This is a genomic window from Candidatus Defluviilinea gracilis (assembly GCF_057138825.1).
The window spans coordinates 1-22,294 of sequence record NZ_DBNHEF010000022.1; the positions used below are offsets into that span (position 1 = coordinate 1).

Consider the following 22,294-nt stretch of genomic DNA (forward strand, 5'->3'; position numbering starts at 1 on the left):
GCTGACGCAGTTCAACTGCGTCAGCAACGGGGGGTTTTGTCCAATGGAATTTTATTCAGCCACAGGAGTCAACACGGCTTCGCGGTCGTTCTCGATGTTCATGATCGCGGGGATGAAGAACCCGATGACCGTCATCAGAACACAGACCGCGCCGCCGAAGATGAACCAGAAGCGGATCCCAAGGAGATCGGCGATGGGACCCGAGACCAGCAGGCTGAGCGGCATCATGGCGGTCGCGCCCGCGCCGAGGAGCGAAAAGACTCGCCCTTGTTTATCGGGCGCCACCGTGGATTGAAGGATCGCCATCAGCGGTCCGTTGGCAAAGACTTGCGTGAACCCGATGATGAAGTTGGCGGTGAGCAGAAGATAGAATTTGTCTGCTGGCACGAACCCGATCAGGACGCATCCGACGCCGATGCCGATGATGCCGCTGAACGAGGTGATGATGCGGCGTTTGAATCCACCCCAGATGCCGAGCAAGATGCCGCCCGCGATCATGCCGACGCCGAACAATGCTTCGCTCCAACCGAGTTCTTGCGCGCCGCCGTTGAAAACTTTCGTAACCACGAGAGGCAGGAGCGCGGAACTTGGAGTGATCATAAAATTCAAGATCATCGCAAGAATGGTCAAGCCGAGCAATCCGCGCCAGCGCACAACGTAATGAAAACCTTCCCTCAAATCTTCCCAATACGTGGACGGTTTTTGAATCGCGTCGCGGGCAGGTTGCGGCACAGGGATAAATAACAAAGGCAGGATCGCAAGGGCGGCGGTCGCAATATCAATGAGCAAAACATTTTGCGTCGAGAACGCCTCGATCAACAACGCGCCAAGCGGAGGCGCGGCAATGCCGACCAGACCTTGAAGCAATTGATTCGCGCCGGATAATTGCGCGAGATATTTATCGGGAACCATCAGCGAGGTAGAAGCGGTCATGGCGGGCGAATGAAATGCCGTGCCAAACGAACGGATGAACATGATCACGTAGATGTGCCAAACTTGAACTTGCCCAGTAGCGAACAGATAAAACAGGAACGCGGTTGAAAGCGCGATGCTCCCGTCTGCTACGATCATGATCAAGCGGCGGTTCCAACGGTCAACCAACGCGCCGATGAACGGGCCAAAAACGATCTGAGGCAACAGCGCCACCAACGTGGCGGTCGCCAGCACGGTGGCGGAGCCAGTCTCTTTCGTCAGCCACCACACGAGCGCGAATTGAACCAAAGCCGAACCAAACAATGAGAACGCCTGCCCGGTCCAAATGGTGAAGAAGCGCGGCGCCCAGTTTTGCGGGATGGATCTTGACCCGTTGTTCTCCATGAAATGATCTCCTATTTGATCCTGTCTGCCAACGCGGTTTTCACCTTATCGGATGCCTGAAACATTCCGCGCACCTGAATTGATTCAATGACCTCCCGCGCCAGATTGGGCGAAATGTCGCTCGCCAAATGAAGAAGCCCTAATACTTTGATGATGACTTTCTCGCCTTTGGCTTTTTTCTGCTCCAGATCGCCTCGATCATACGTGAGGACGCCAATCACATACGAGTTCCGCGTGATGGACTGCTGAATTTCAAAATTGTGTTTCTCCAATTGCGAGCGGATCGCCGTGCGGATAAAGTCCGTCCGGTTGGAATACAAGCCCTCCTGAACCATGAGGTCTATCTTCCCCAAATCCACGGCGCTCATGTTGATGGTGATTTTTTCGGTCTCTGCCATAACATCTCCTTGCCATCCACATGGATGGTATATGGATGATTTTATGCAGAAAGCGGGAATTGTCAAGATAAAACACAAGGGAATTTGCTACAATCAACCATCCCATATCGAGGCAAAAAATGCAAAACTTCACTTTTCATTCACAAAGATCTTCGGTCTATGGTCGCAATGGCATCGTCGCAACCTCGCAACCTCTCGCCACCGCCGCTGGTTTGGAAATCCTTGCGAAGGGAGGCAACGCGGCAGATGCGGCTGTGGCGGCGGGTGCGGCGCTCAACGTGACCGAACCAACCTCCACTGGGATTGGCGGCGACATGTTCGCCCTCTATTTTTCTGCGGATACGAAACGAGTCACCGCCCTCAACGGATCGGGACGCGCTCCCTCCGCCCTTACGCTTGATCGGCTAAAGACCAGCGGATTCGAATCTTCGATTCCCCCGTTCCATCCATACACGGTGACTGTCCCCGGCGCGTGCGCGGGCTGGTTCGATCTGATTCACAAACACGGCTCGCTCTCGATGTCTGAGATTCTCGCGCCCGCGATTCGACTCGCCAGCGAAGGCTTTCCCGTCGCGCCGATCACATCCTATTTTTGGGGACGCGGCGTACAACGTCAACTCGCCTCCGCGCCAAACGGACAAGAGTTAACCATTGACGGACGCGGACCCAACGCGGGGGAAATTTTCCGCAATCCTGGTTTGGCGAAAACATTTGAAACCATCGCGCGCGAAGGGACGTCAGCGTTTTATCAAGGCGAGATTGCCGAAGCCATCGTCGCTGTGTTGAAAGATGCGGGCGGGTGCATGACAATGGACGATCTCGCGTCGCACACCTCCACGTGGGAAGAACCGATCTCGGTGGATTATCGCGGCTATCGCGTCTATGAATGTCCGCCCAATGGACAGGGTATCACCGCGTTGATCGCCTTGAACATCCTCGAAGGATTTGATCTCGCTTCACTTGAATCTCTCTCCGTTGAAAAGATGCACCTGATGATCGAAGCGATGCGTCTCGCCTTTGCCGATGCGAGTTGGTATGTGACAGACCCGAAGTTTTCAAATATCCCCATCAAAGAATTATTATCTAAAGAATACGCCAACGAACGCCGCAAACTAATCAACACGCAGTCCGCGATACGCAATATCGAACGCGGCGTTCCCGTCTCCTCCTCCGACACCGTCTACCTCAGCGTCGTGGATAAATTCGGCAACGCCTGCTCGTTCATCAACAGCAACTACATGGGATTCGGCACAGGCATCGTCCCAAAAGGCTGGGGCTTCACGCTTCAAAATCGCGGACACAACTTCAGCCTCGACCCAAATCACCCCAACGCCCTCGCCCCGCGCAAGCGACCGTATCACACAATTATCCCTGCGATGGTCACAAGACTCCCTTCTCCCTCAGGGAGAAGGGCTGGGGATGAGGGTGAAAACGAGTCCGAGACTCTCTACGCTTCCTACGGCGTCATGGGCGGATTCATGCAACCGCAAGGACACGTGCAAGTGTTATCCGCGTTGGTGGATGATGGACTGAATCCCCAGTCCGCGCTGGATCGTCCGCGCTTTTGCATTGACGTGGACGAATCAGGCGGGCGCGTTGCTATCGAAGAGGGGATTCCAGAAGGGACATTCGCTGGTTTGCAAAAAATGGGACACCCCGTGTATTCGGTCACTGGCTACGAGCGCGCCTTGTTCGGCAGGGGACAGGTCATTCTCCGCGACGCAGAATCAGGCGTCCTGTGCGGCGGAAGCGATCCGCGCGCGGATGGGTACGCGGGGGCGTTGGCATAGCCAGCTATTCTTCTCTCACAACGCAACTCCTCATGGACTTCCAGACCGGATTGGCATCGTTCATAAAAGACTCCGCCGCCCGGTAGAGTCGCATTTCGATTTGCATGTCGCGCAGAGTTGCCCGTTCTTGCGGCGTGTAGCCTTCGTATTGATACGGCAAAAAGTTATCGGGGTGTTTGGCTGTTAACAACATTTCACCCTCAATGGCGGGATCTGGTTTTGGCGGAACCTCAAATCGCTTGATGTATTCGGCAATGTAACCGTTGTTTTGGCAGAGCGTAGGTGCGCCGAAGATCAGTCGTTTTTCCGAGAATTGGAAATCGGGATACATTGCCTGCGCTGTCTCGGCAAAGTCTCGCGGATACGTTAGAGAGAAGGGTTTCTGATAATTCCACGCGGCTTGTATCACGAGGGCAACCAAGATTCCCTTGACGAGTTTATCGCCGAAGGAAAAACCCTTTTTCAGCTGTACTAGCCCGCCAGCGGCGAGAAGAATTAAGAATGGCATCATCTGCCGCGCCAGCCTGCCGTACACAACGAACGAATGCAAAAACACGGAAGGGATCAGTAAACACAGATACATAAAAATGATGGCGACAACCCAGAGTCCCATCTGTCTGGATGAATAAATGGCAAAGCCTGAAAGCAGAAACAGGAGGATGAACAGCCAATGCTCGGCATGCCAGAAATATTCAAAAGGAAGGCTCCAGCCTTCTTCGAAACTCCCCTGGCTGACAGTGGTTGAAAAGACGCGATATTCGGCGAGCAGGTTGGTCTCCGCGAGCGAGGCAAGCAGGAAGAGCAGGATTGCAGGAAGAGCGAATCCAACCGCGGTTAATGATGCCTTGCGGATCAGGTTACTGGGTTTGCGGTTGCTTCGAAAAACATGGATGAACATCCCAACTCCCGTCAATGCCCAGTATCCGTTGTAGGTGATGAAGCAGAGAAATGCCAATGCGCCGCAAAGCAAGGATGCTTTTCGCGAAGGCTTTTCCGTCAGCGCGATGAACATAGCGAGCAAGCCAAAGGTCATGGCGCTGTCGTACGGAAGAAGATGCCGTGAGAAATACAACAGCGACATACTGGACGCGGCGAAAAAGAGCGCGAATAGCGATTCTTGTTGGGTTGCGCCTGCCTGTTGTGAGATTTTGTAGATCAGAAAAAGATTCAAAACGGAGAATAGGCTGAAGAACAACGCCGGCAAGACGAGGCTTTCGAACGTCAGTCGTTCGAGAAACGCGGGGATGATTCCGATAAGTTTGAACCCGAGGTGCTCGGGAGCGGTGAACAATTGCGCGAATGCCGAAGACGAATCCCCGGCAAGCAATAAATCGACAAATGCCCGCGATGTTTCGTATCGTCCTTCATCTGAAAAATAATATTGCCCGCCGCGTAGGACGAGAACCCATCGCGCGACGATGGAAATTAACAAAATAACCGGCGCGCTCCAGAGGCGATTCGGCACAATCGTGCCCATGGAACTGGAATCCCGCATAGTCCGTCTAACTTTCCAACCTGCCGACCGCTTTCACGCATGGACGGATAAACACATCCTCCTCGTGAGGCGCGTCGGGGAGTTCGCTGGTGAGGTCTTGCCCGGGGAAGTGCAAGTTTTCATGCAGATCGAGCCGCCATTTCGGGCAATCGGTCACATCGTACACGACGCCCTTGTACGCGATAAATTTTCGCGCGCCGCGTTCGCCGTTTTGTTTGCGTAGCTCGCGGGTGGGTATGACGCGCTCGGGAATATCCATATAACGATTATAAAGGGTTTTGAATCGCGCCTCTTCGCTGGTAAAATGTCTGTGCACTATCGACTGAGGAGTCATACATGGCAAATCTCATTGGACCAGATGTCAGTTTCTATCAGGACGCCGAAACCACCCCGCAGGGAATCAATTTTGTAAAGATGAAGCAAACAGCGGGGTATGTCATCATTCGCTCCGGGCAGAATGTGTGGGTCGATTCCGATTTCAGAACCAACTGGACCGGCGCCAAAGGCGCGGGCTTGCCGCGCGGCTCCTATTGGTTTTACGACAGCCGCGCCAACCCGACTGACCAGGCAGACCTGTGGTATTCCACGTTCGATGGCGACCTCGGCGAACTGCCCTTATTTGCCGATTTTGAAGAAGCCTACGGCGGCGCATACACCGGCTGGAAACACTGGAAAACATTTTTAGAACGGATCAAATCGCGCGTTGGCAACCATGAGATCGGAATTTACACCGCGTATTATTATTGGGTGCGGAACGCGCCCAACGCAACCACCGACGCCGCCAACCTAGCCTATTTCAAGCAATATCCCCTGTGGGTTGCGAACTATGGCGTGACCACGCCGCTTGTGCCAAAACCCTGGGATGCCAACGGCTGGACGTTCTGGCAATTCACCGACAGCGGCGACGGAGATTTATATGGCGTGGAAAGTTCGCGCATCGACTTGAACTATTTCAACGGCGATCTTGCCGCCTTCAACACGCGATTCAAACTCGGAACGCCTCCTCCTCCGCCTCCGGGTCCGGTGTGGTACAAGGTTACCGCCTCAGCCCTCAACGTGCGTTCCGGTCCCGGTACCACGTTTGGCGTTATCGGGTTATTGAAACAGGATGAAGTGGTGGAAGGACTCGCCATTTCCGCCGATGGGGCGTGGGCGAAGATTCGGCGCGAGTCGGATGGACTCGTGGGCTGGGCTTCGCGTCAATATCTGATCGTGACATCCGCTCCTCCACCTCCGCCGCCTCCGCCGGGGGACGAGGAGTGGTTCAAGGTCACCGCTTCGGCATTGAACATGCGCGAAGGACCAGGCACGGAATACCGCTCACTGGGTCTGGTATATCGCAATGAAGTTGTGCAACGGCTCGACACCTCGGACGACGGCAAGTGGTATCAGGTCAAGCGGTCGTACGATGGGTTTACCGGTTGGGCGTCGAAAGATTATCTGGAAGCGACTACCGCGCCTCCGCCTGTTTCAGAAGAAAAGTATGACTGGTATCAAGTGACCGCGACCACGCTCAATGTTCGCGAGGGACCCTCGTCGTCATTTAAAGTAATCGGCTATCTGACGAAGGGCGAAACTGTGAAATCGCTGGAGATTTCAACCAGCGGCTGGCATAAGATCGAAAAAGTGGATGGGTTTACCGGTTGGGCTTCCGGACAGTTCCTGAACAACGTGGGGAAAACGCCCGCCACAGCGATGCAGAAGTTGTTCAAAGGCGTGTTGTATTATCGCAAGACGCGCTCCACTCCGCGACGCCTGGTCTCTCACACGCTGGTGCTCGACCTGAAAGGGGCGACGTTCGAGTTCCTTGTCACGCCGCCGCTTCGAGCCACCGAGCCGTTCTTATGCACTCAAACCACCTCGAAGTTCCTTGAGAAGAACAAGTTGCACATCGCCATCAACGCGGACGGTTTTTACACGCTCGACCCCGCCGCTTATCCTCCCGCAACGTATTGCGCGGGCGGCGGCGAGCCGGCCAAACTTGTGGGCATGGCGGCTTCACGCGGCAAGCAATATTCCACAAAAGCGCCGGGCCGCCCGATCATGTACATTAGTCAGAAGAATGTGGTTACATTCGACAAATTAACAGGCGGCGCATTCAATGCGATCACCGGCGACCGCTATTTGGTGACGAAAGGTAAAAAGGTTGCATCGCTTGAATCCAACAGCATGGATCCGCGCACGGCGATCGGCGTCAGTCAGAATGGCCGTTACCTCGTGATCGTGGTGGTGGATGGGCGTGAATTCAGCGAAGGCGCCACCTTCCCTGAATTGGCTGACCTGTTGCTGGCGCATAGCGTCTACACGGGCGTCGCGCTGGATGGCGGCGGCTCATCGGCGATGATCGTCAAAGGCGCGGACGGAAAACCGCGCGCGGCGAACAAGTTGATGAACGATAATATCCCCGGTAATGAAAGAGAAGTCGGCAACCATCTCGGCGCGTTCATTAAATAGAAGCGCGAAGCAGGCGTCTTTGCGATCTCTCTTCAATGGTTCGAAACTTTTGCACGAGATCGAATATACTTTCTTCCTGACGACCTTGCGCAATGGTTTTGGGGATGCAGTTAAACGTTGATTGACGCTGATTCGGAAAGAACAATCTGCGTGTTCAGCGTTCATCTGCGTCTCGATTTTGAACGCGTCAGGTAATCAATTTTCTACTTTTAGAACTTACGCAGGTGAACCTGTTGCGCCGTAGTTGCACTGCGGCGGCGGCAGTACAACTGCCCGCCAACTGCGTCAGTCCTGCTTTGTTATTTCGCCCCTTCAGGTTGCGCGAATCGCAACAACCATTCGCTAGAGAATTCTTCCGTCACCGTTGTCTCAGGCGTGACGACGATCACCCATGTTTGACCAAATTTGAGCGGGAATAATTTATCCTCACCCGCATACAAAAACCGAATCGGCTTGCGAACGCCCGTTTGAATTTCCTCTTCGCTGAGTTCGGTGCTCCAGCGGATGTCGTATCGCAATCCATCGCGGAATAGAATCGCGTCGCCCGTTAGGTTTGCCTCGAGATGAATATCCAAATTGGTGGGGGAAACAACATCGTGTTTCGCAAACAGAACGACCACGTTCTCGAATTGCAGTTGGCGATTCGTCAAACGATCCACTTCGGGATGCAGGATGCCCGCTGTGTCTGAACTTGCATCATCCACCGATCGCCAGTAACTTTGCGAGAGCGCGTCGTATTCCCAGCCCGATTGATTCAAATAAGCGATGAATACATGCAGTTCATCGGCAATCATTCCTCCCGCGGGCGGCTCCTCTGAAAATGTGTTGCTCGTGTAATCAATGGTAATCTTTGGCTCTTTGTAATTTCGCGCAACGGCGGGCAGGTTGTCAATTCCATACATATATCCGCCGCCCTGAATATCATGCGTCACCAGCACGCACTGCGGAAGTTCCGTCAACACTTCGGGCGAGGCGAGCGCGTAGATCAGGCATGAGTTGGTAAACATCGCCGCGATGTCTGCGTACACGAGTCGCCCCGAGCGGATCGGTCCGATCTTGGGTTCGGGGAGAGTCGTCGAAGATGGGAGAATGTCGCTGGACTGAATCAAGCCGACGTCCAGAGAAAGAAGCGTGGATTCGACGTTCACCGCGTCGCTCCACCCCGAGGCTGGATCCACATCGGAATCCCGACTCTCATCCCCGACATGTTTCTGCGCGAACTCCAACTGCGGGGGATTCGCAACCGCGATGTGATATGTGCCCGCGCTCACGTTGAATCCATAATAGCCGTTGCTGTCGGTCGTCGTTTGTTGGAGCAGGTTGAGATTCGCGTCGTAGAGGTTGACGCACACGCCGCCGACGCCGCGTTCCCACGCGTCTTGCATGTTGTTTTGATTCGCATCGAGCCATGCGCGGTTGCCGAGGATGAAATTTGTCTGCGTGAAAATTTCGCGGCGCGTATCGCATCCGCCAGTGACGGGCGATTCGGGCGCGGGGAATTCGCCATAAAAAGTTGTGAGGAACCGCGTCGCGCCTTCGGTGATGTAGATCTCGAACACGAGCGGCGAAAACGACAAGCCCGCCTGCGGCCGCGCGGTGACGGGGAAATGCGAGATCGATACGAGTAGCGCGGGAAGTTCGAGCAGTGACGGGTCTTGCACGTGCAAGCCCGTGAGCGGATTGATGAGTTGCGGAGGTTCGATGGTTTGTGTCGGCGGCGGGGGAGAGGTTGGCTCGAGGGTGTTCGTTGGCGCGGGTTGTGTTGCGGTGGTGGGTGCGCAACTGACGAGGAGGAGAAAAAATACTATGAGCCAATGCAGGTGACTGTCACTTCGTAAGTGACAGTCACCTGAAGCAGGGGCGACCCGCCAATGCCAAACGTGACGATTGTTAGTGTTTGTACGATGCTGTGTATGACGCGCGGGAAGCCCAGACGGGTCGCCCCTACTGTTACAATTTCTCAAACTCATTCTTCACGCGCTCATACGTTGATTCAAGTTCCTCAGGCAGCACCCGCGTTTCCCCCACTGTTGACATGAAGTTCGTGTCGCCCTTCCAGCGCGGCACGATGTGGATGTGGACGTGTTCCTTCACGCCCGCGCCCGCCGCTTCGCCGATGTTCACGCCGACGTTGAATCCCTGCGGGTGGTAGATGTTTTTCAACGCGGTCGTACAGCGCGAAGTCAACTCGATCATTTCGGCGCGGGTCGCTGAATCCAACTCTTCGAGATTTGGCTTATGGACGAAGGGGATGACCATCAAATGTCCGCTCGTGTAGGGATAGCGGTTGAGGATCACAAACGCCCGCTCGCCGCGATACGCGATGAGGTTCTCCGCGCTGTCTTCCATCGCTTGCGCAATGCAAAACACACAGCCTTCTGCTTTGTCGTGATTTTCGATGTATTCCATACGCCACGGTGACCAGAGGTGATTCATTGGGAAATGAAAGAAATCCTTTCCTGTATCTGTTTTCTTAACTCGGTTGGGTCGTACTTTTCTTGTACTTTCATTCGAATAAATGGTAGCCCAATCGCCCTAAATGTTTCATCTTTAAACCTATCACGTTCCGCGTTATAGTATATTTTGTGACTACTGTCATCAAGTTCTATAACAAGTATTGGCTCAATGTTGTTTCTGCTACAAAGTAAAAAGTCAACGTGTTTGCACATAATTTGATTCTCGTGAAATTTACGATTCTCAGGTTCGTTTCTAAGGGTGATGAAATCTCCCATTCGCACCTTCATAAGTATGGTGTATTTATCCTCAACTGCCTGCCGCAGAGATTCCAGCAAGACTTTTTCTCGATATGTAATTACATATTGTTTTTTCTTATATGCTGGCTGGTCGTGGCTTGAGATGCCCAACTCTACTGGTCTTGCTACATCGCGTTTTTCTTCCCGTTCCAGTGTTTGGGAAGGCGTTTCTTGATTATCTCCAATAAGCGAATCTATGAATTCGCGAATTGCTAAAAGAATATTTCGAAGAGCCATGAAAAACTTTTCAAAAAACTTACCCATTTCTACCTCTTTGGATTTGAGCTATAGCCATTATAGGCTAAAAAATCTAACAACCCTGAGTTTTTCATCCTTCATCCTTCCTAATTCATCCTTTTTCGATTATCCTCCCACCAATGCAACCGTCCCTTTTCCCCGCTCAAACGCCGCAAACATTCACTGTTTCCAAACTGACATTCCATATCCGCAAATTGTTGGAGGAGAACGAGATTCTTCAAGATGTGTGGGTGCAGGGAGAGATCTCGAATCTCTCGCGTCCCGCGTCGGGACATGTGTACTTCACTCTCAAGGATGCCAACGCTTCGTTGAAGTGTGTGATGTGGAAGACCAGCGCGGCGCGACTCAACCTTGCGATGCGCGACGGCATGGAAGTGGAAGTCCATGGCAAGATCGGCATCTACGAACCGCAAGGGCAATATCAACTCTACGCGGATCAGATCCGCCCTGTGGGGGAGGGCGCGCTATACCAAGAGTTCATGCGCCTCAAAGCGCAACTCGAAGCCGAGGGATTGTTCGACCCTGAACGCAAACGTTCCATCCCTGAACTGCCGCGCAAGATTGGGATCGTCACCTCCGCAACAGGCGCGGCATTGCGCGATATGCTCAACACACTGCGTAGACGTTTGCCGCTCGTTGAAGTCGTCCTCGCCCCCTCACCCGTGCAGGGAAACGAAGCTCCTCCCGCCCTCGTCAAAGCCATCAATTCTCCAATTCTCCAATCCTCCGATGTAATTATCCTCGCCCGCGGCGGCGGCTCCATTGAAGATCTCTGGGCATTCAACGACGAACGCGTCGTCCGCGCGGTAGCCGCGTCGAGTGTGCCGATCATTTCGGGCGTCGGTCACGAAACGGACTTCACCCTCTGCGATTTCGCCGCCGACCTCCGCGCCCCAACTCCCACCGCCGCCGCGGAACTCGCAACCCAGATCACGATCCAAGACCTAGCCGCCACAATCTCCAATCTCAATTCTCTAATTCTCACCCACACACTAACAACCCTCTCCTCAAAACAATTCTCTCTAAACTCACTTGCCTCCCAACTCCGCTATCTTTCTCCCTCGCGCCTCATCCAATCAGAATCCCAGCGCGTGGATGAATTATCTCGCCGCGCGTCTTCGTCCGCGTTCAATCGTATAATTTTGGAAAGCAAACACCTCGAAGGGACTCGCAAACGACTCGAAGCGTTGAGTCCGCTGGCGGTGTTGGCGCGCGGATATGCCGTGGTGACGCGAAAAGACGATGGCAGTGTTGTATCCCGCGTTGCGCAGGCGAGTGATGAAATGAAAGTTAGAGTCAGTGATGGAGAGTTTGAAGTCAAACACTCGCCCTGAGCGGAGAGACTGAGTGTAAGTCGAAGTCTCGTAGACGAAGGGCGCTATCAGGCAAACAAATATTTGAATCAAATTGCGCTTCGTCTGCGGGACGGAGAAGCGCCGTCCCTCCGCTCAGCGCGGAAAAGGAATAACTATGCCAAAAGCATCAACCAAGAAATCAGAAAGACCTGTGGAAGAATTAACCTACGAAGAAGCGCTGGCTGAACTTGAAGGGATCGTCGAAACGCTGGAAGGGGAGCAGAGTCAACTCGATGAGGCGATCAAACTTTTTGAGCGCGGGCAGGCTCTGGCGGCGCGATGTGGCGTCTTGCTCGAGGCGGCGCAACTCAAAGTGAAGCAAGTCGCGGGCGACGATGTGTCCGCGTTCGAGGAAGAGTCTGAATGAGTGTGTTGGATATTTTGCAAAACAAAGCGCTGATCGCGGGTCTCATCGCATGGATACTCGCGCAGATCATCAAATTGCCGCTCGATTTTTTTCGCACGCGCAAATGGAACTGGTCGTTGATGCTCACGACAGGCGGGATGCCGAGTTCGCATTCATCGTTGATGACCGCCACGACTCTCGCAATCGGTTTGTATCACGGCTTTGCGAATCCATTGTTCGCGTTGGGCGTTGCCATCACGATGATCGTCACGTACGACGCGGCGGGCGTGCGCCAGCAGGCGGGCATCCACGCGCAACGCATCAACGTGTTGTTCGATGAATTGTTGAAGGGGCACATCTTCAGCGAAAAAGATTTGCGCGAAGTGATCGGTCACACGCCGCTCGAAGTGGCGGGCGGAATTTTATTGGGCATCATCGTCGCGACGAGTCAGTGGATGATCTGGAAATGAAATGTCATTGCGAGGAGGGCGCAGTCCGACGAAGCCGCGAAAGCGTCCTCATTACAGCCCTAATTACAATTTGGATTTCTGGGACTTTGAGAATCGTTACCCCCGCCACATAAATGACTCCCCCAAGCGCGACCCCTCCCAACGCGACAAGCCAACGCGTCTGACCTAGGGTGGACTGGGTCCACACCTCTAAGCCGATTCCCATCCCCAGCGCCGCCAGCGCGACTCTCCACGCGCTGTTTGCGATTGCCTTGCCTTCAATTCCATTCAACCGTTTTCGCATGAAGATGAACAACGCGATTGCCTCAAGCGCGGTGGCGAGTGAATTTGCGAGCGCAAGTCCGCCAAGCGGAAACCATCCAATTGACGCGAAATATTTTGAAAATAAGATACTGAACACCACATTGAGTCCCATCGCGATCGTGCCGATGATGACGGGGGTCTTTGTGTCTTGCTGTGCATAGAAGGCGCGCGTCAACACCTCCATAATGGAGTGACCGACGAGTCCCGCCGCGAACCAGAGCAATGCCCACGCTACGAGTTGAACATCGCGCGAATCGAATTCGCCGCGTTGATAAAGGAATGAGATCAACGGCCCGCGCAAGAGGATGAGTCCCACACTGGCGGGGACAGCCATCAACAAGATTCCGCGAAGCGATGCGGCAAGCGAGGCGCGCATCTCGTCTATTTTGCCGAGCGCGTGCTGTGCAGAAAAAGTTGGCATGGCGGCAATCGCAACCGATTGAGCAATCGCGGCTTGCGCCATGAGCATCAATGAGAATGCGTATGTGAGGCTGGCGACACTGCCTGCTTCCATTGTAGAGGCGAGATTCGTGTTGACCCAAAAGTTGAGTTGAACGACGGCGACGCCGAGGAGGCGGGGGAGCATGAGGAGGAGGACATTGCGAACATGAGAGTTAGTAAGACCAAGGGACCAGTAATCAGTGATCAGTAATTGGCGTTCAGTGAGGAGTTTCCATATGGATGGAATTTGTACGACGAGATATAAAACCGCGCCGATGACGACTCCCCAAGCAAGTCCATAAATTCCCATTGAGGGCGCGAGGAAGATTGCGCCGAAGATGATGCCGAGTTGGTACATGGCGGGAGTGAGCGCGGGGATGAGAAAGATTTGATGCGCGTTGAGGATGCCGACGATTAATCCACCCAAGCCGAATAGGACGGCTGAAATCAATTGAATGCGAAGAAGTGATACCGTGAGCGAAAAAAGTTGAGGGTCAGTAGAGAGTCCAGGGGCGAGGGCGAAGCGGACAACTTGAGGGGCGAACAAGGCTATTAATGCCGCGAGCAGGCTGAGGGTGAGAGTGACCGTGTTCGCAAGCGCGGAGGCGAGTCGCCATGCCGAATCCGTATCCTCTTTGGCGAGCAGTCCAGTAAACGTCGGAATGAATGCCGAGCCAAGCGCGCCGCCCGCGACGAGGAGGAAGAGAGTCTCGCTGACGCGGTTCGCGGCGAAGAACGCGTCGAGTTCGGGCGAGGCGCCGAATGTGTCCGCGACGAGGATGCCGCGAGCGAGTCCCGCGAGTTGACCGAAGAGGATCGCGAACATCACCGTCCCCGCGGCGCGCGCGATCTGTTTGTTTGCGTTGGAAGTTGTCACGAGCGGAGATTATAAACGACCCCCTCCCAGCCTCCCCCAAATTCCGCAGAAAAAGTTTGAATGATTATTCATAATTCGCAAGCGGAATTTGGGGGAGGTGCCGCTTCAGCGGCGGTGGGGGTCGGGGTCGGGATTATAATCATGCTTATGAGCGTAGTGACCCAACACGGATATTTGGTCATCGCCGATATTTCGGGATACACATCGTTCCTCGCGGGAACGGAGTTGGAACATTCGCACGAAATACTTTCTGACCTGCTCGAGACAATCTGCGAAAAGATCGAAACGGTTTTGACGTTGCACAAGTTGGAAGGTGACGCCGTGTTCGCGTACATCCCCGAATCAAGGATCACGCGCGGCGAGACGATCCTTGAGTTGATGGAATCAACATATGTGACGTTTCGGGACAAGCAAGTTTCAATGAAGCGCGCAACGACCTGTACGTGCAATGCGTGCCGCAACATCCCAACGCTCGACCTGAAATTCATCGCGCATCACGGCGATTATGTGATCCAACAAGTGCGAGACATCCGCGAGATGGTTGGCACGGATGTCAATCTCACGCATCGGTTGTTGAAGAATCATGTCACTGAATCTACGGGTTGGCGGGCGTACATGCTGATCACTGAACGATGCCTCGACCATTTGAATTTGAATCTTGAGAACACGCATGTGCAGATGGAAGAGTACGAACATTTAGGCGATGTGAAAACCTACAACATTGACTTGCATCAGCGATACAAAGAACTCACAGAAACGCGCCGCATCTTGATTGACGAAAAAGATGCGGACGTGATCGTACGCATTGACTTCCCCACGCCTCCCGCCGTGACGTGGGAATGGATGCAAGACCCGCTCAAGCGCAACTTATGGATGCAGGGTCATGTCAAATGGAGTGTCGGCGATAGACCGCGCGGGCGCGCGGGCAGAGGCGCAAGCAATCATTGCGCGCATGGAAAAAACACCAGCACCGAAGTGACTCTCGATTGGCGTCCATTCGAATACTCCACCATTGATTCGTTTGAGAATGGACAGAAAAAGATGTCTGAGACAATTCGGCTGGAAGCGCTGCCCGACGGCGGGACGCGTGTCCACGATGCGATGGTGATGTATCTACCGCTCCCGCGCTTTCTGCGGCGTCCTCTCGTGCGCTTTCTTTTACTGCGTCAAATGCATTACGACCAATTCCTGAAAAATGCCGTGCAAATGGCTGGGGATGAGCATGCAAAAGATTCGTAGTTTGCTTTGTGTCATATGCTTGTTGATCTCTTCTTGCGGATCATCTACATCAACTCCCAACATCGAGATCACCGAAACATCGACTCCCTCAACCGAACTCACGCCCATTGACTTGCAAACAGGCTACGGCGTGAAAGGCTCGTGGTTCGAGTTATATTTCACCGATCCCGTTGACCCGTTCTCGTCGCAAGGCACGGGCGGCGTGGATGTGCCGCTCGTCGCGGCGATTGACGCGGCGCGGCTGAGCGTTGACGTTGCCGCGTACAGCCTCACGTTGAACAGCGTCCGCAATGCGTTGTTGAACGCGCACGATCGCGGCGTGACGATCCGCATGGTGATGGAGTCCACGAACATGGATTCGTCCGATGTGGAAAAGTTGCTCGAAGCGGGCATCCCGATCATCGGCGATAAACAAGATGGCTTGATGCACGACAAGTTCATGGTGATCGACAAGTCCGAAGTGTGGCTTGGCTCGATGAACTTCACCGACTCGGGCGCGTACGACGACGACAATAGTTTGATGCGCATCCTCTCCACGAAGATGGCGGAGAACTACACAAAAGAATTTGATGAAATGTTTCTGGATAACCGCTTCGGCGAAAACACAACTCCCGAAACGCCTCATCCCACACTGACGATTGATTCGACGCGCGTGGACACTTTTTTCTCCCCCGACGACGGCGTGCAGAGTCAAGTGGCGGCTGTGTTGAGCGGCGCGGAGGAAAGCATCTACTTCCTTGCCTTTTCGTTCACATCGAATGACCTCGGCGACATCGTCCGCGAAAAAGCGGAGGATGGACTCACCGTGAAAGGCGTGATGGATGAAGAGCAAATCTCATCGAATCAGGGAACGGAGTTCGATCCGTTCAAGCAAGCGGGGATGGATGTCCGCATTGACGGCATCGAAGGGCAGATGCACCACAAAGTATTCATCATTGATGAGTCCATTGTGGTGATTGGCTCCTACAACTTTTCGCAAAGCGCCGAAACGCGCAACGACGAAAACCTGCTTATCATTTATAACGAAGCGATAGCCCAGCAATTTTTGATGGAGTTTGAACGCGTGTGGAAAGTTGCTCACGATTAAAAAATAAAGACCTCACAGGTCTGCAAGACCTGTGAGGTCTTCTGTCACATATTCTGTTTCATCGAAAACTTCAACGCGGTCTTGTAGATCGCGTTAATTTTCTCGCCCAGCGCCTTCGCTTCGGGATTGCCTTGTTCTGCGGCTTGATCCACTTGCCCGACCAGTCCGATCAATGCTTGCATGAACTGGTCATTGACCATCGCCTTGTTCGCTTCCAACATGTTTTCGACAGCCGCCTCATCGGGCGCGTCGAGCAATTGTTCAACGAGCGCCACTTCGGGCGGAGTCGAAACTTCGCGTAGCACTTCCACCATCTTTTGCAGTTTGCCCATGCGCGTGTAATCGTTTTTCTCAGACGCCTGCCGCAACATTTGATTCACCAAGTCAACTGAATCTTGTGTGAAGCCGTCGAGATTATCGCGCACGGCTTTGACAATATCCTCCTGCGCAAGAAGCGACTCGACAAACTCTTGCGCCTGTTTGTAACGCGCTTCGATCTGCTTATCCATCTCATCCGTGTATTGAAGCAACTTCTCGCGGATCGATTCGAGTCGCGCCTTTTCATCGCCGCTCGCCTTGTCGATTTTTTCGGTGAGCAGTTGGAAGAATTGATAATCCATTCCCTGCCGCGCCAAGGTGACGTAGCCGCGCAGACGCGCGTCATTCGGGGACTCTAAGACGAAGTCCAGCAGTTTTTCGCGCGTGAGACTTTGCCCCGCCTCTTGCAGGGACTTTTGGGCTGTCTCCAGTTCCCCAACCGACTCGCGCAACCCGCGCCCGAACTCGGTCTCGTCGAGCAGTTGACGTTGCACATCCGCGAGTTGTTTGCCGATGGTGTCCTGTCCGCTTTGCATTGCTCCCTGCGCGAGACGGCTGAACAGCGCGAAGAATTGCTCATCGAACAACGCGCTGTTTTGTTTGATGATCTCGCTCCGCACATCCGCCGAACTGGCTTGGATGAGTCGCTCGACGATCTGCACGCGATCTTGTTGCGCCTTGAGCATCTCAGGCGTGACGCCATCCTTGCCGAGAATCACTTTGATCATTGACTCGTACGTCAAGTTGGGGGAGGGATTGAGCAGATACCCTTTCCGCTTTTCGGCGGGCAGACTATCCGTGATCTTCTTGATGAGCGGACCGATGATCTTCTCCTGCTCGTTCAGCGGCACGTTCAACTCAGGCGGGAAGAAGGTGAGGAGCAATTCTTTGTCGTTGTCGTGATAGACGATCGGCGTGGCGAGTCGTCCCTGAAACCCGCAATGCGGACAACGCGCCATATTTGAAACGCCGCCCAGCAGTCGCTGTTTGGCTTGCGGGTCTTGCGTCACATCAAAGAGTTGTTCAACGTTCGCCGCGATCATCTGGCGGCAATTAGGACATGCGATTTGTGTTTGAGGCATTCTACGATTTTCCGATTTCCGATTTTAGATTTACGATTTTTATTATAGTCGGTGGTTGAGTAGTTCCGAGTGACAGCGAGGAACGTATCGAAACCACCGAGTTCGATTCAAGCGTTTTATTTTCAAGTTACTGCTGGTTTTGATACGTCCCGCGATGCTTCGTCTTCGCTACCGCTCCGCTCAGCGCGCGCGGGACTACTCAACCAGCGAACTATCTAACTATAAAACTACCCAACTACAAAACTATCTAACTACCCAACCAACTCCTCAAGCCGATCAATATAACTCTCCATCACAGCAAACGTCTCCTCCACTGGCTTGGGCGATGCGAGATCAACGCCTGCTTTTTTCAACACATCCAGCGGATACAGTGATGAACCTGATTTCAAGAAGCCGAGATAATCTTGCGCCGCGTTCGGCTCACCGCGCAGGATTCGTCCCGCGAGGGCGTGGGCGCCAGAAATGCCCGTCGCGTACGAGTAGACATAGTAGTCCGAGAAAAGATGCGCGAATGTAGACCAGATCATGCCGACGCGCGGGCGATCCACTTTCACTTTGGGACCGAATCCCTCCGCGAAGAGATCCGCCATCAGTTCCTGCATCGAGTCGGCGGTCAGCGCTTCGCCGCGTTCGACGCGTTGATGAGTCTCTAACTCGAAGCGCGCCAGAGTCGGCATCTGGAAGAAGTAGCGGAAGAAGTTGTGTCCCACCGCTTCTTCGATCAACGCGATCAACAAGTTTTTATCTTTCACCGTCTTGAGCAAGTGACCGCGCATCATCGCCTGATTGAAATTCGACGCGACCTCCGCTACGAACAGCGAGTAATTGTTGTACACGCGCGGTTGGTTTTGACCCGTGAGGTACGAGTGCATCGAGTGACCGAGTTCGTGGGCGAGCGTGCTCATGCTTCCCACTTCATCGGTGTACGACATCATAATGAAGGGATGCGTGTCGGGCGCGATGCCCCATGAGAACGCGCCGTTCTGTTTGCCTTTGTTCGGGTAAATATCCACCCAGCGGTCTTTGAGACAACCCTGCCGCAACACATCCACATATTCTTTGCCGAGCGGCGCGAGACTTTCAGAAATGAGATCGACCGCTTTGGTGTACGGAACTTTCGGCTTGCTTTTGACGATCGGCGCCCACATATCGTAATACGTCACGTCGCGCAGACCTAACGCCTTGCGGCGCAATTCAAAGTAGCGATGCCACACAGGCAATTTCTTTTTGAACGTGTTGATCAGGTTATGAAAAACCGATTCGGGGATGTTGAGTCCGAACAGCGAGGCTTGCAGAGACGTGTCGAACTTCCGCGCGCGCATGTTGAAGATATTGTTCTTGATCGAAGTGTTGAGGTTCGCCGCGAGCGTGTTTCTGAATTCGAGATGTTTGTCCATGTAACTCTCGAACGCGCTCTGCCGCACTTTGCGATCTGGATGTTCCAATAAGGCAAGACTCCCCTGCGTCACCTCGAACTTCCTGCCCTTCTTGTCTTTCGCGGGCGCGAATTTGAAATCGGCATTCACCAACATGCTCGAACTATTTTGCGCGCCGCTGAACGGGTCGCCGACCATGCCGAGCAATTCTTCCACTTCGCCCGAACGCACATGCGCCTGTTGTCGGAACAAATCTTCAAAACTGTGCCGATACACCGCAAGTTTTTCGTTGCCCTTCATCCACTCGTCGAGTTTGGCTTTTCCCATCGCGATCAATTCGGGATTAACAAAAGAAAGCCCGCCAAAGACTTGTCCCCCCACGCCTTGCGCCTTGCCAAACAACGCCGCAGATTTTTGATTCGTCGTATCCACCGAATACGAAAACCCCGCATACATAAAAATTTTATACGTGCGGTTCGCCAGCGCCTCCACCGCGCGCATCCCCTCGAGCAACACGTCCGCGCTTTCGCCGAGCCTGCCCTCGAACTTTTTCACGTTCGGCAAGTCCGCCAAAATCGCGGCAACCTCCGCCTCCCATTCCTTCGCGGATTTAAAAACGCTCTCGGCATTCCACGTAAATTTTTTATTGATCTTGCTTCGAAGAGGGATTGTGTTCGCCATGATTAATTTTCCTTTTCTGGATGTAACCCCGCGTCCTTCTCAGGGTCGGCTTGAGTCGGCTTTCGTTCAAATTTTACCACCCTGACGGTTCCCCTCTCCCAGTAAATAACCTTTGCGTAGTGCGCGTTCAATCCCGAAGGGATGGCAGAATTGTAGAAAATGAACCATTCACCATCAAATCCCGAAGGGATGATATGCCTTCATAGAAAACCCATGACACCCCTTCGGGGTTGGCGTCCGATTTTATGCGCCCTCTATAATCATTTCACTCCTTCGGAGTTGTGACTGCGTAAGATGAATTATTAACTGATGAAATCGATTTGGTTTTCGTAATGCGACATTTATGTCGCTCTTGCGCGAGAACAGCCTAATATGCGAGATAAATCTCGCGTTACGGAGTTAACTGCGTAAGTAAGTTATTAAATTGCAAAGTGTCATTAGGAAAACAAGTTGTAGATGAAAAAGAATTACCTGACTAACGAAAAACAAATCCGCGCCCCTGCATCGGGCTTGGGATCTGCCCAAATCCTCCCGCCGTGCGCCTCGACGATCGCGCGCGCGAGATACAGTCCCAGCCCCGCGCCCTTTGTCTGCTTGACCGCTTTCGTCGAGCGATAGAATCGGTCGAAGATGTGTGGCAAATCTTTTGCATCGATCCCCGCGCCTTCATCGGATACGCAGATCACAACTTGTTCGGGGTACACCGTGCCGCTGATCTTGATCTCGCCTTTCGGCGCATACTTCAAAGAATTGGATACAAGATTAGCAATGACTTGCTCGATGCGTGTTTCATCCGCCAGCACGATGGGGAAATTCTCAGGGAAGTCGGTGACGATAGTGTGATTCTTCGATTGCGTCGAAAATTTCTCGGCGATTCGTTTTGCCAACGCGGGGAGCGAAACATCTGCTCGATTCAGACTCAACCCGCCCGCCTGCAAGCGAGACGCGTCGAGCAGATCATCAACCATCTTGCTCAGGCGGTCTGCCTCCTCTTCGATCACCGCCAGCGAGTCGCTGATCGTGCGCTTGTCCCATTTTGCATCGTCGCGCCGAAGCGTGGACGCGTATCCCTTTATCAACGCGACAGGCGTCCGTAGTTCGTGACTCACTATCGAGATAAACGTTGCTTTGAGTTCATCCGCTGTTCTGAAGTGTGTAATGTCGCGCACGCTGACAATGATGTTGCGAAGTTTCCCATCTGACGAAAGTAATGGGGCGTACGTGACCCCGACTGGCAATGTTGGTGGTAGGTCGCGTTCAAGATCACCCTCCACGTACAACGTTGCATTTGGTGTGAGGGGCCAGCCGTTTGTCATCGCTTCATCCAGTGTCGATCCTTGCGGATCGCCATCCCAACGGATCACATCATTGTGAGGAATGTTCACAAGTTCGGCGTGAGTCTTCCCGTAGATTCGCTCAAAGGCGTCGTTGACGCGCTCGATGGTCAGGTCCGCGTTGAGGATGATGATCCCATCCGCGGCGGAGTCGAGCAGCGCGTCGAGTCGTTGCTTTTCGTACGAGACCTGTCCGTACAGTTGCGCGTTGTACACGGCAATCGCGGCTTGGTCTGCAAAGGATTGTAGGATGACGCGGTCGTTCGGAGTGAATCCACCTTCATAATTTCGGAAAATAAAGATGACACCGATCACCTGTCTGTGGGCAACAAGCGCGAGCGCGGTGCCGTTGAGCAGTCCCATGCTGGCGGTGTACGTCAACTCTTTCAACATGCGGTTGAGTTCCATCACATCCAACTCGCGCATGTCTTCGTCAGCCAGCAGGGGGGTGAGGTAGCTGAGGAAAGCCGGGGCAATCCCATGGGCGGCGGCGACGCGCCAGCCATCCCGTTCTTTGAGCGCGATGATGCCAGCCTGTCCCGCGAGCATTTCAACGGCGATCAGCAAAATCCGCGCGAGGAGTTTTTCGAGGTCGAGTTCTTGCGTAAGCGCGCGCGAGAGTTCGAGGAGGTAGTCGCGCTGTCTGACTCTGAAATCTGGGAGCATTGGGTGATTTTATCACCCCTCTCAAATCACTACTGTAAGAGGTGTGTTGTATCTTTTATGGTAAAGTTTCGTCTTGACGAGCGAACAGATTGTACCTGCTTGGGGAAAGTTTTGGCTGGCACCGAAACATCTCCCTTGCAAACGGGCTTTTTTATACGCAGTTCGCGTTCAATGCTCCGATGCAAGCTGTAGAGTTGATGGTTCAGCCGGTGATTACTCTGTTGTTGTTCACTTCGAAATATGATCTTTGGATT

General features: G+C 53.5%; 18 protein-coding genes. 7 read left to right on the forward strand and 11 right to left on the reverse strand.

Annotated features, from left to right (window positions below):
- Nucleotides 1–51 precede the first annotated feature (51 nt).
- Entirely contained in the window at nucleotides 52–1,317 is a 1,266-nt protein-coding gene (locus tag AC16KF_RS02775; protein ID WP_484035763.1) for an MFS transporter, read from the reverse strand.
- An 11-nt stretch (nucleotides 1,318–1,328) separates the two neighbouring features.
- Nucleotides 1,329–1,715, reverse strand: a complete 387-nt coding sequence (locus AC16KF_RS02780) for a CopG family transcriptional regulator (RefSeq protein ID WP_484035764.1) — start codon at nucleotides 1,713–1,715, stop codon at nucleotides 1,329–1,331.
- Nucleotides 1,716–1,834: 119 nt separating this feature from the next.
- Between AC16KF_RS02780 and ggt the strand changes: the two genes are divergently transcribed.
- The gene (ggt, locus tag AC16KF_RS02785; protein ID WP_484035765.1) at nucleotides 1,835–3,505 is read left to right on the forward strand and encodes a gamma-glutamyltransferase; all 1,671 of its coding nucleotides are present in this window, start codon (nucleotides 1,835–1,837) and stop codon (nucleotides 3,503–3,505) included.
- 4 nt (nucleotides 3,506–3,509) lie between these two features.
- Here ggt and AC16KF_RS02790 read toward each other — a convergent pair whose 3' ends face one another.
- Both AC16KF_RS02790 and AC16KF_RS02795 read right to left on the reverse strand, forming a co-directional pair.
- On the reverse strand, nucleotides 3,510–4,982 hold the full coding sequence (locus tag AC16KF_RS02790) for a hypothetical protein (RefSeq protein WP_484035766.1): 1,473 nt from the start codon (nucleotides 4,980–4,982) through the stop codon (nucleotides 3,510–3,512).
- A gap of 25 nt (nucleotides 4,983–5,007) precedes the next feature.
- Complete coding sequence (locus AC16KF_RS02795; protein ID WP_484035767.1) at nucleotides 5,008–5,334, reverse strand: cytochrome b5 domain-containing protein; 327 nt, start codon at nucleotides 5,332–5,334, stop codon at nucleotides 5,008–5,010.
- A 2-nt stretch (nucleotides 5,335–5,336) separates the two neighbouring features.
- On the opposite strand from AC16KF_RS02795, the gene AC16KF_RS02800 reads away from it, so the two are divergent.
- The gene (locus AC16KF_RS02800) at nucleotides 5,337–7,454 is read left to right on the forward strand and encodes an SH3 domain-containing protein (RefSeq protein ID WP_484035768.1); all 2,118 of its coding nucleotides are present in this window, start codon (nucleotides 5,337–5,339) and stop codon (nucleotides 7,452–7,454) included.
- Between the two features lie 299 nt (nucleotides 7,455–7,753).
- Here the strand turns inward: AC16KF_RS02800 and AC16KF_RS02805 are convergent, their stop codons facing one another.
- From AC16KF_RS02805 to AC16KF_RS02815, 3 genes are read right to left on the reverse strand one after another with little or no spacing between them, the layout of a single operon-like run.
- Nucleotides 7,754–9,424 carry an SdrD B-like domain-containing protein gene (locus tag AC16KF_RS02805; RefSeq protein ID WP_484035769.1) on the reverse strand — a complete coding sequence of 557 codons (1,671 nt, stop codon included), beginning with the start codon at nucleotides 9,422–9,424 and terminating at the stop codon, nucleotides 7,754–7,756.
- The gene (locus tag AC16KF_RS02810) at nucleotides 9,405–9,890 is read right to left on the reverse strand and encodes an HIT family protein (protein WP_484035770.1); all 486 of its coding nucleotides are present in this window, start codon (nucleotides 9,888–9,890) and stop codon (nucleotides 9,405–9,407) included. Before AC16KF_RS02810 ends, AC16KF_RS02805 begins: the two co-directional genes overlap by 20 nt.
- Nucleotides 9,887–10,471 carry a DUF2726 domain-containing protein gene (locus AC16KF_RS02815; RefSeq protein WP_484035771.1) on the reverse strand — a complete coding sequence of 195 codons (585 nt, stop codon included), beginning with the start codon at nucleotides 10,469–10,471 and terminating at the stop codon, nucleotides 9,887–9,889. The genes AC16KF_RS02810 and AC16KF_RS02815 overlap by 4 nt, the downstream gene beginning before the upstream one ends.
- A gap of 113 nt (nucleotides 10,472–10,584) precedes the next feature.
- On the opposite strand from AC16KF_RS02815, the gene xseA reads away from it, so the two are divergent.
- From xseA to AC16KF_RS02830, 3 genes are all read left to right on the forward strand, one after another.
- Entirely contained in the window at nucleotides 10,585–11,799 is a 1,215-nt protein-coding gene (gene xseA, locus AC16KF_RS02820) for an exodeoxyribonuclease VII large subunit (protein ID WP_484035772.1), read from the forward strand.
- Between the two features lie 136 nt (nucleotides 11,800–11,935).
- Complete coding sequence (locus tag AC16KF_RS02825; RefSeq protein ID WP_484035773.1) at nucleotides 11,936–12,187, forward strand: exodeoxyribonuclease VII small subunit; 252 nt, start codon at nucleotides 11,936–11,938, stop codon at nucleotides 12,185–12,187.
- Nucleotides 12,184–12,636: a divergent PAP2 family protein gene (locus AC16KF_RS02830; protein WP_484035774.1), complete on the forward strand. Its 453-nt coding sequence runs from the start codon at nucleotides 12,184–12,186 to the stop codon at nucleotides 12,634–12,636. Before AC16KF_RS02825 ends, AC16KF_RS02830 begins: the two co-directional genes overlap by 4 nt.
- 4 nt (nucleotides 12,637–12,640) lie before the next feature.
- Here the strand turns inward: AC16KF_RS02830 and murJ are convergent, their stop codons facing one another.
- The gene (murJ, locus tag AC16KF_RS02835) at nucleotides 12,641–14,257 is read right to left on the reverse strand and encodes a murein biosynthesis integral membrane protein MurJ (protein ID WP_484035775.1); all 1,617 of its coding nucleotides are present in this window, start codon (nucleotides 14,255–14,257) and stop codon (nucleotides 12,641–12,643) included.
- 141 nt (nucleotides 14,258–14,398) lie between these two features.
- On the opposite strand from murJ, the gene AC16KF_RS02840 reads away from it, so the two are divergent.
- Together AC16KF_RS02840 and AC16KF_RS02845 are read left to right on the forward strand one after the other, a co-directional pair.
- Entirely contained in the window at nucleotides 14,399–15,496 is a 1,098-nt protein-coding gene (locus tag AC16KF_RS02840; protein WP_484035776.1) for a DUF2652 domain-containing protein, read from the forward strand.
- Nucleotides 15,480–16,583, forward strand: coding sequence for a phospholipase D-like domain-containing protein (locus AC16KF_RS02845; protein WP_484035777.1), 1,104 nt, complete (start codon nucleotides 15,480–15,482; stop codon nucleotides 16,581–16,583). Before AC16KF_RS02840 ends, AC16KF_RS02845 begins: the two co-directional genes overlap by 17 nt.
- 44 nt (nucleotides 16,584–16,627) lie before the next feature.
- On the opposite strand, the gene AC16KF_RS02850 is transcribed toward AC16KF_RS02845, so the two are convergent.
- From AC16KF_RS02850 to AC16KF_RS02860, 3 genes are all read right to left on the reverse strand, one after another.
- Nucleotides 16,628–17,983, reverse strand: coding sequence for a CpXC domain-containing protein (locus tag AC16KF_RS02850; RefSeq protein WP_484035778.1), 1,356 nt, complete (start codon nucleotides 17,981–17,983; stop codon nucleotides 16,628–16,630).
- 251 nt (nucleotides 17,984–18,234) lie between these two features.
- Nucleotides 18,235–20,040, reverse strand: coding sequence for an oligoendopeptidase F (gene pepF, locus AC16KF_RS02855; protein ID WP_484035779.1), 1,806 nt, complete (start codon nucleotides 20,038–20,040; stop codon nucleotides 18,235–18,237).
- Nucleotides 20,041–20,507: 467 nt separating this feature from the next.
- Entirely contained in the window at nucleotides 20,508–22,040 is a 1,533-nt protein-coding gene (locus AC16KF_RS02860; RefSeq protein ID WP_484035780.1) for an ATP-binding protein, read from the reverse strand.
- Nucleotides 22,041–22,294: the final 254 nt, after the last annotated feature.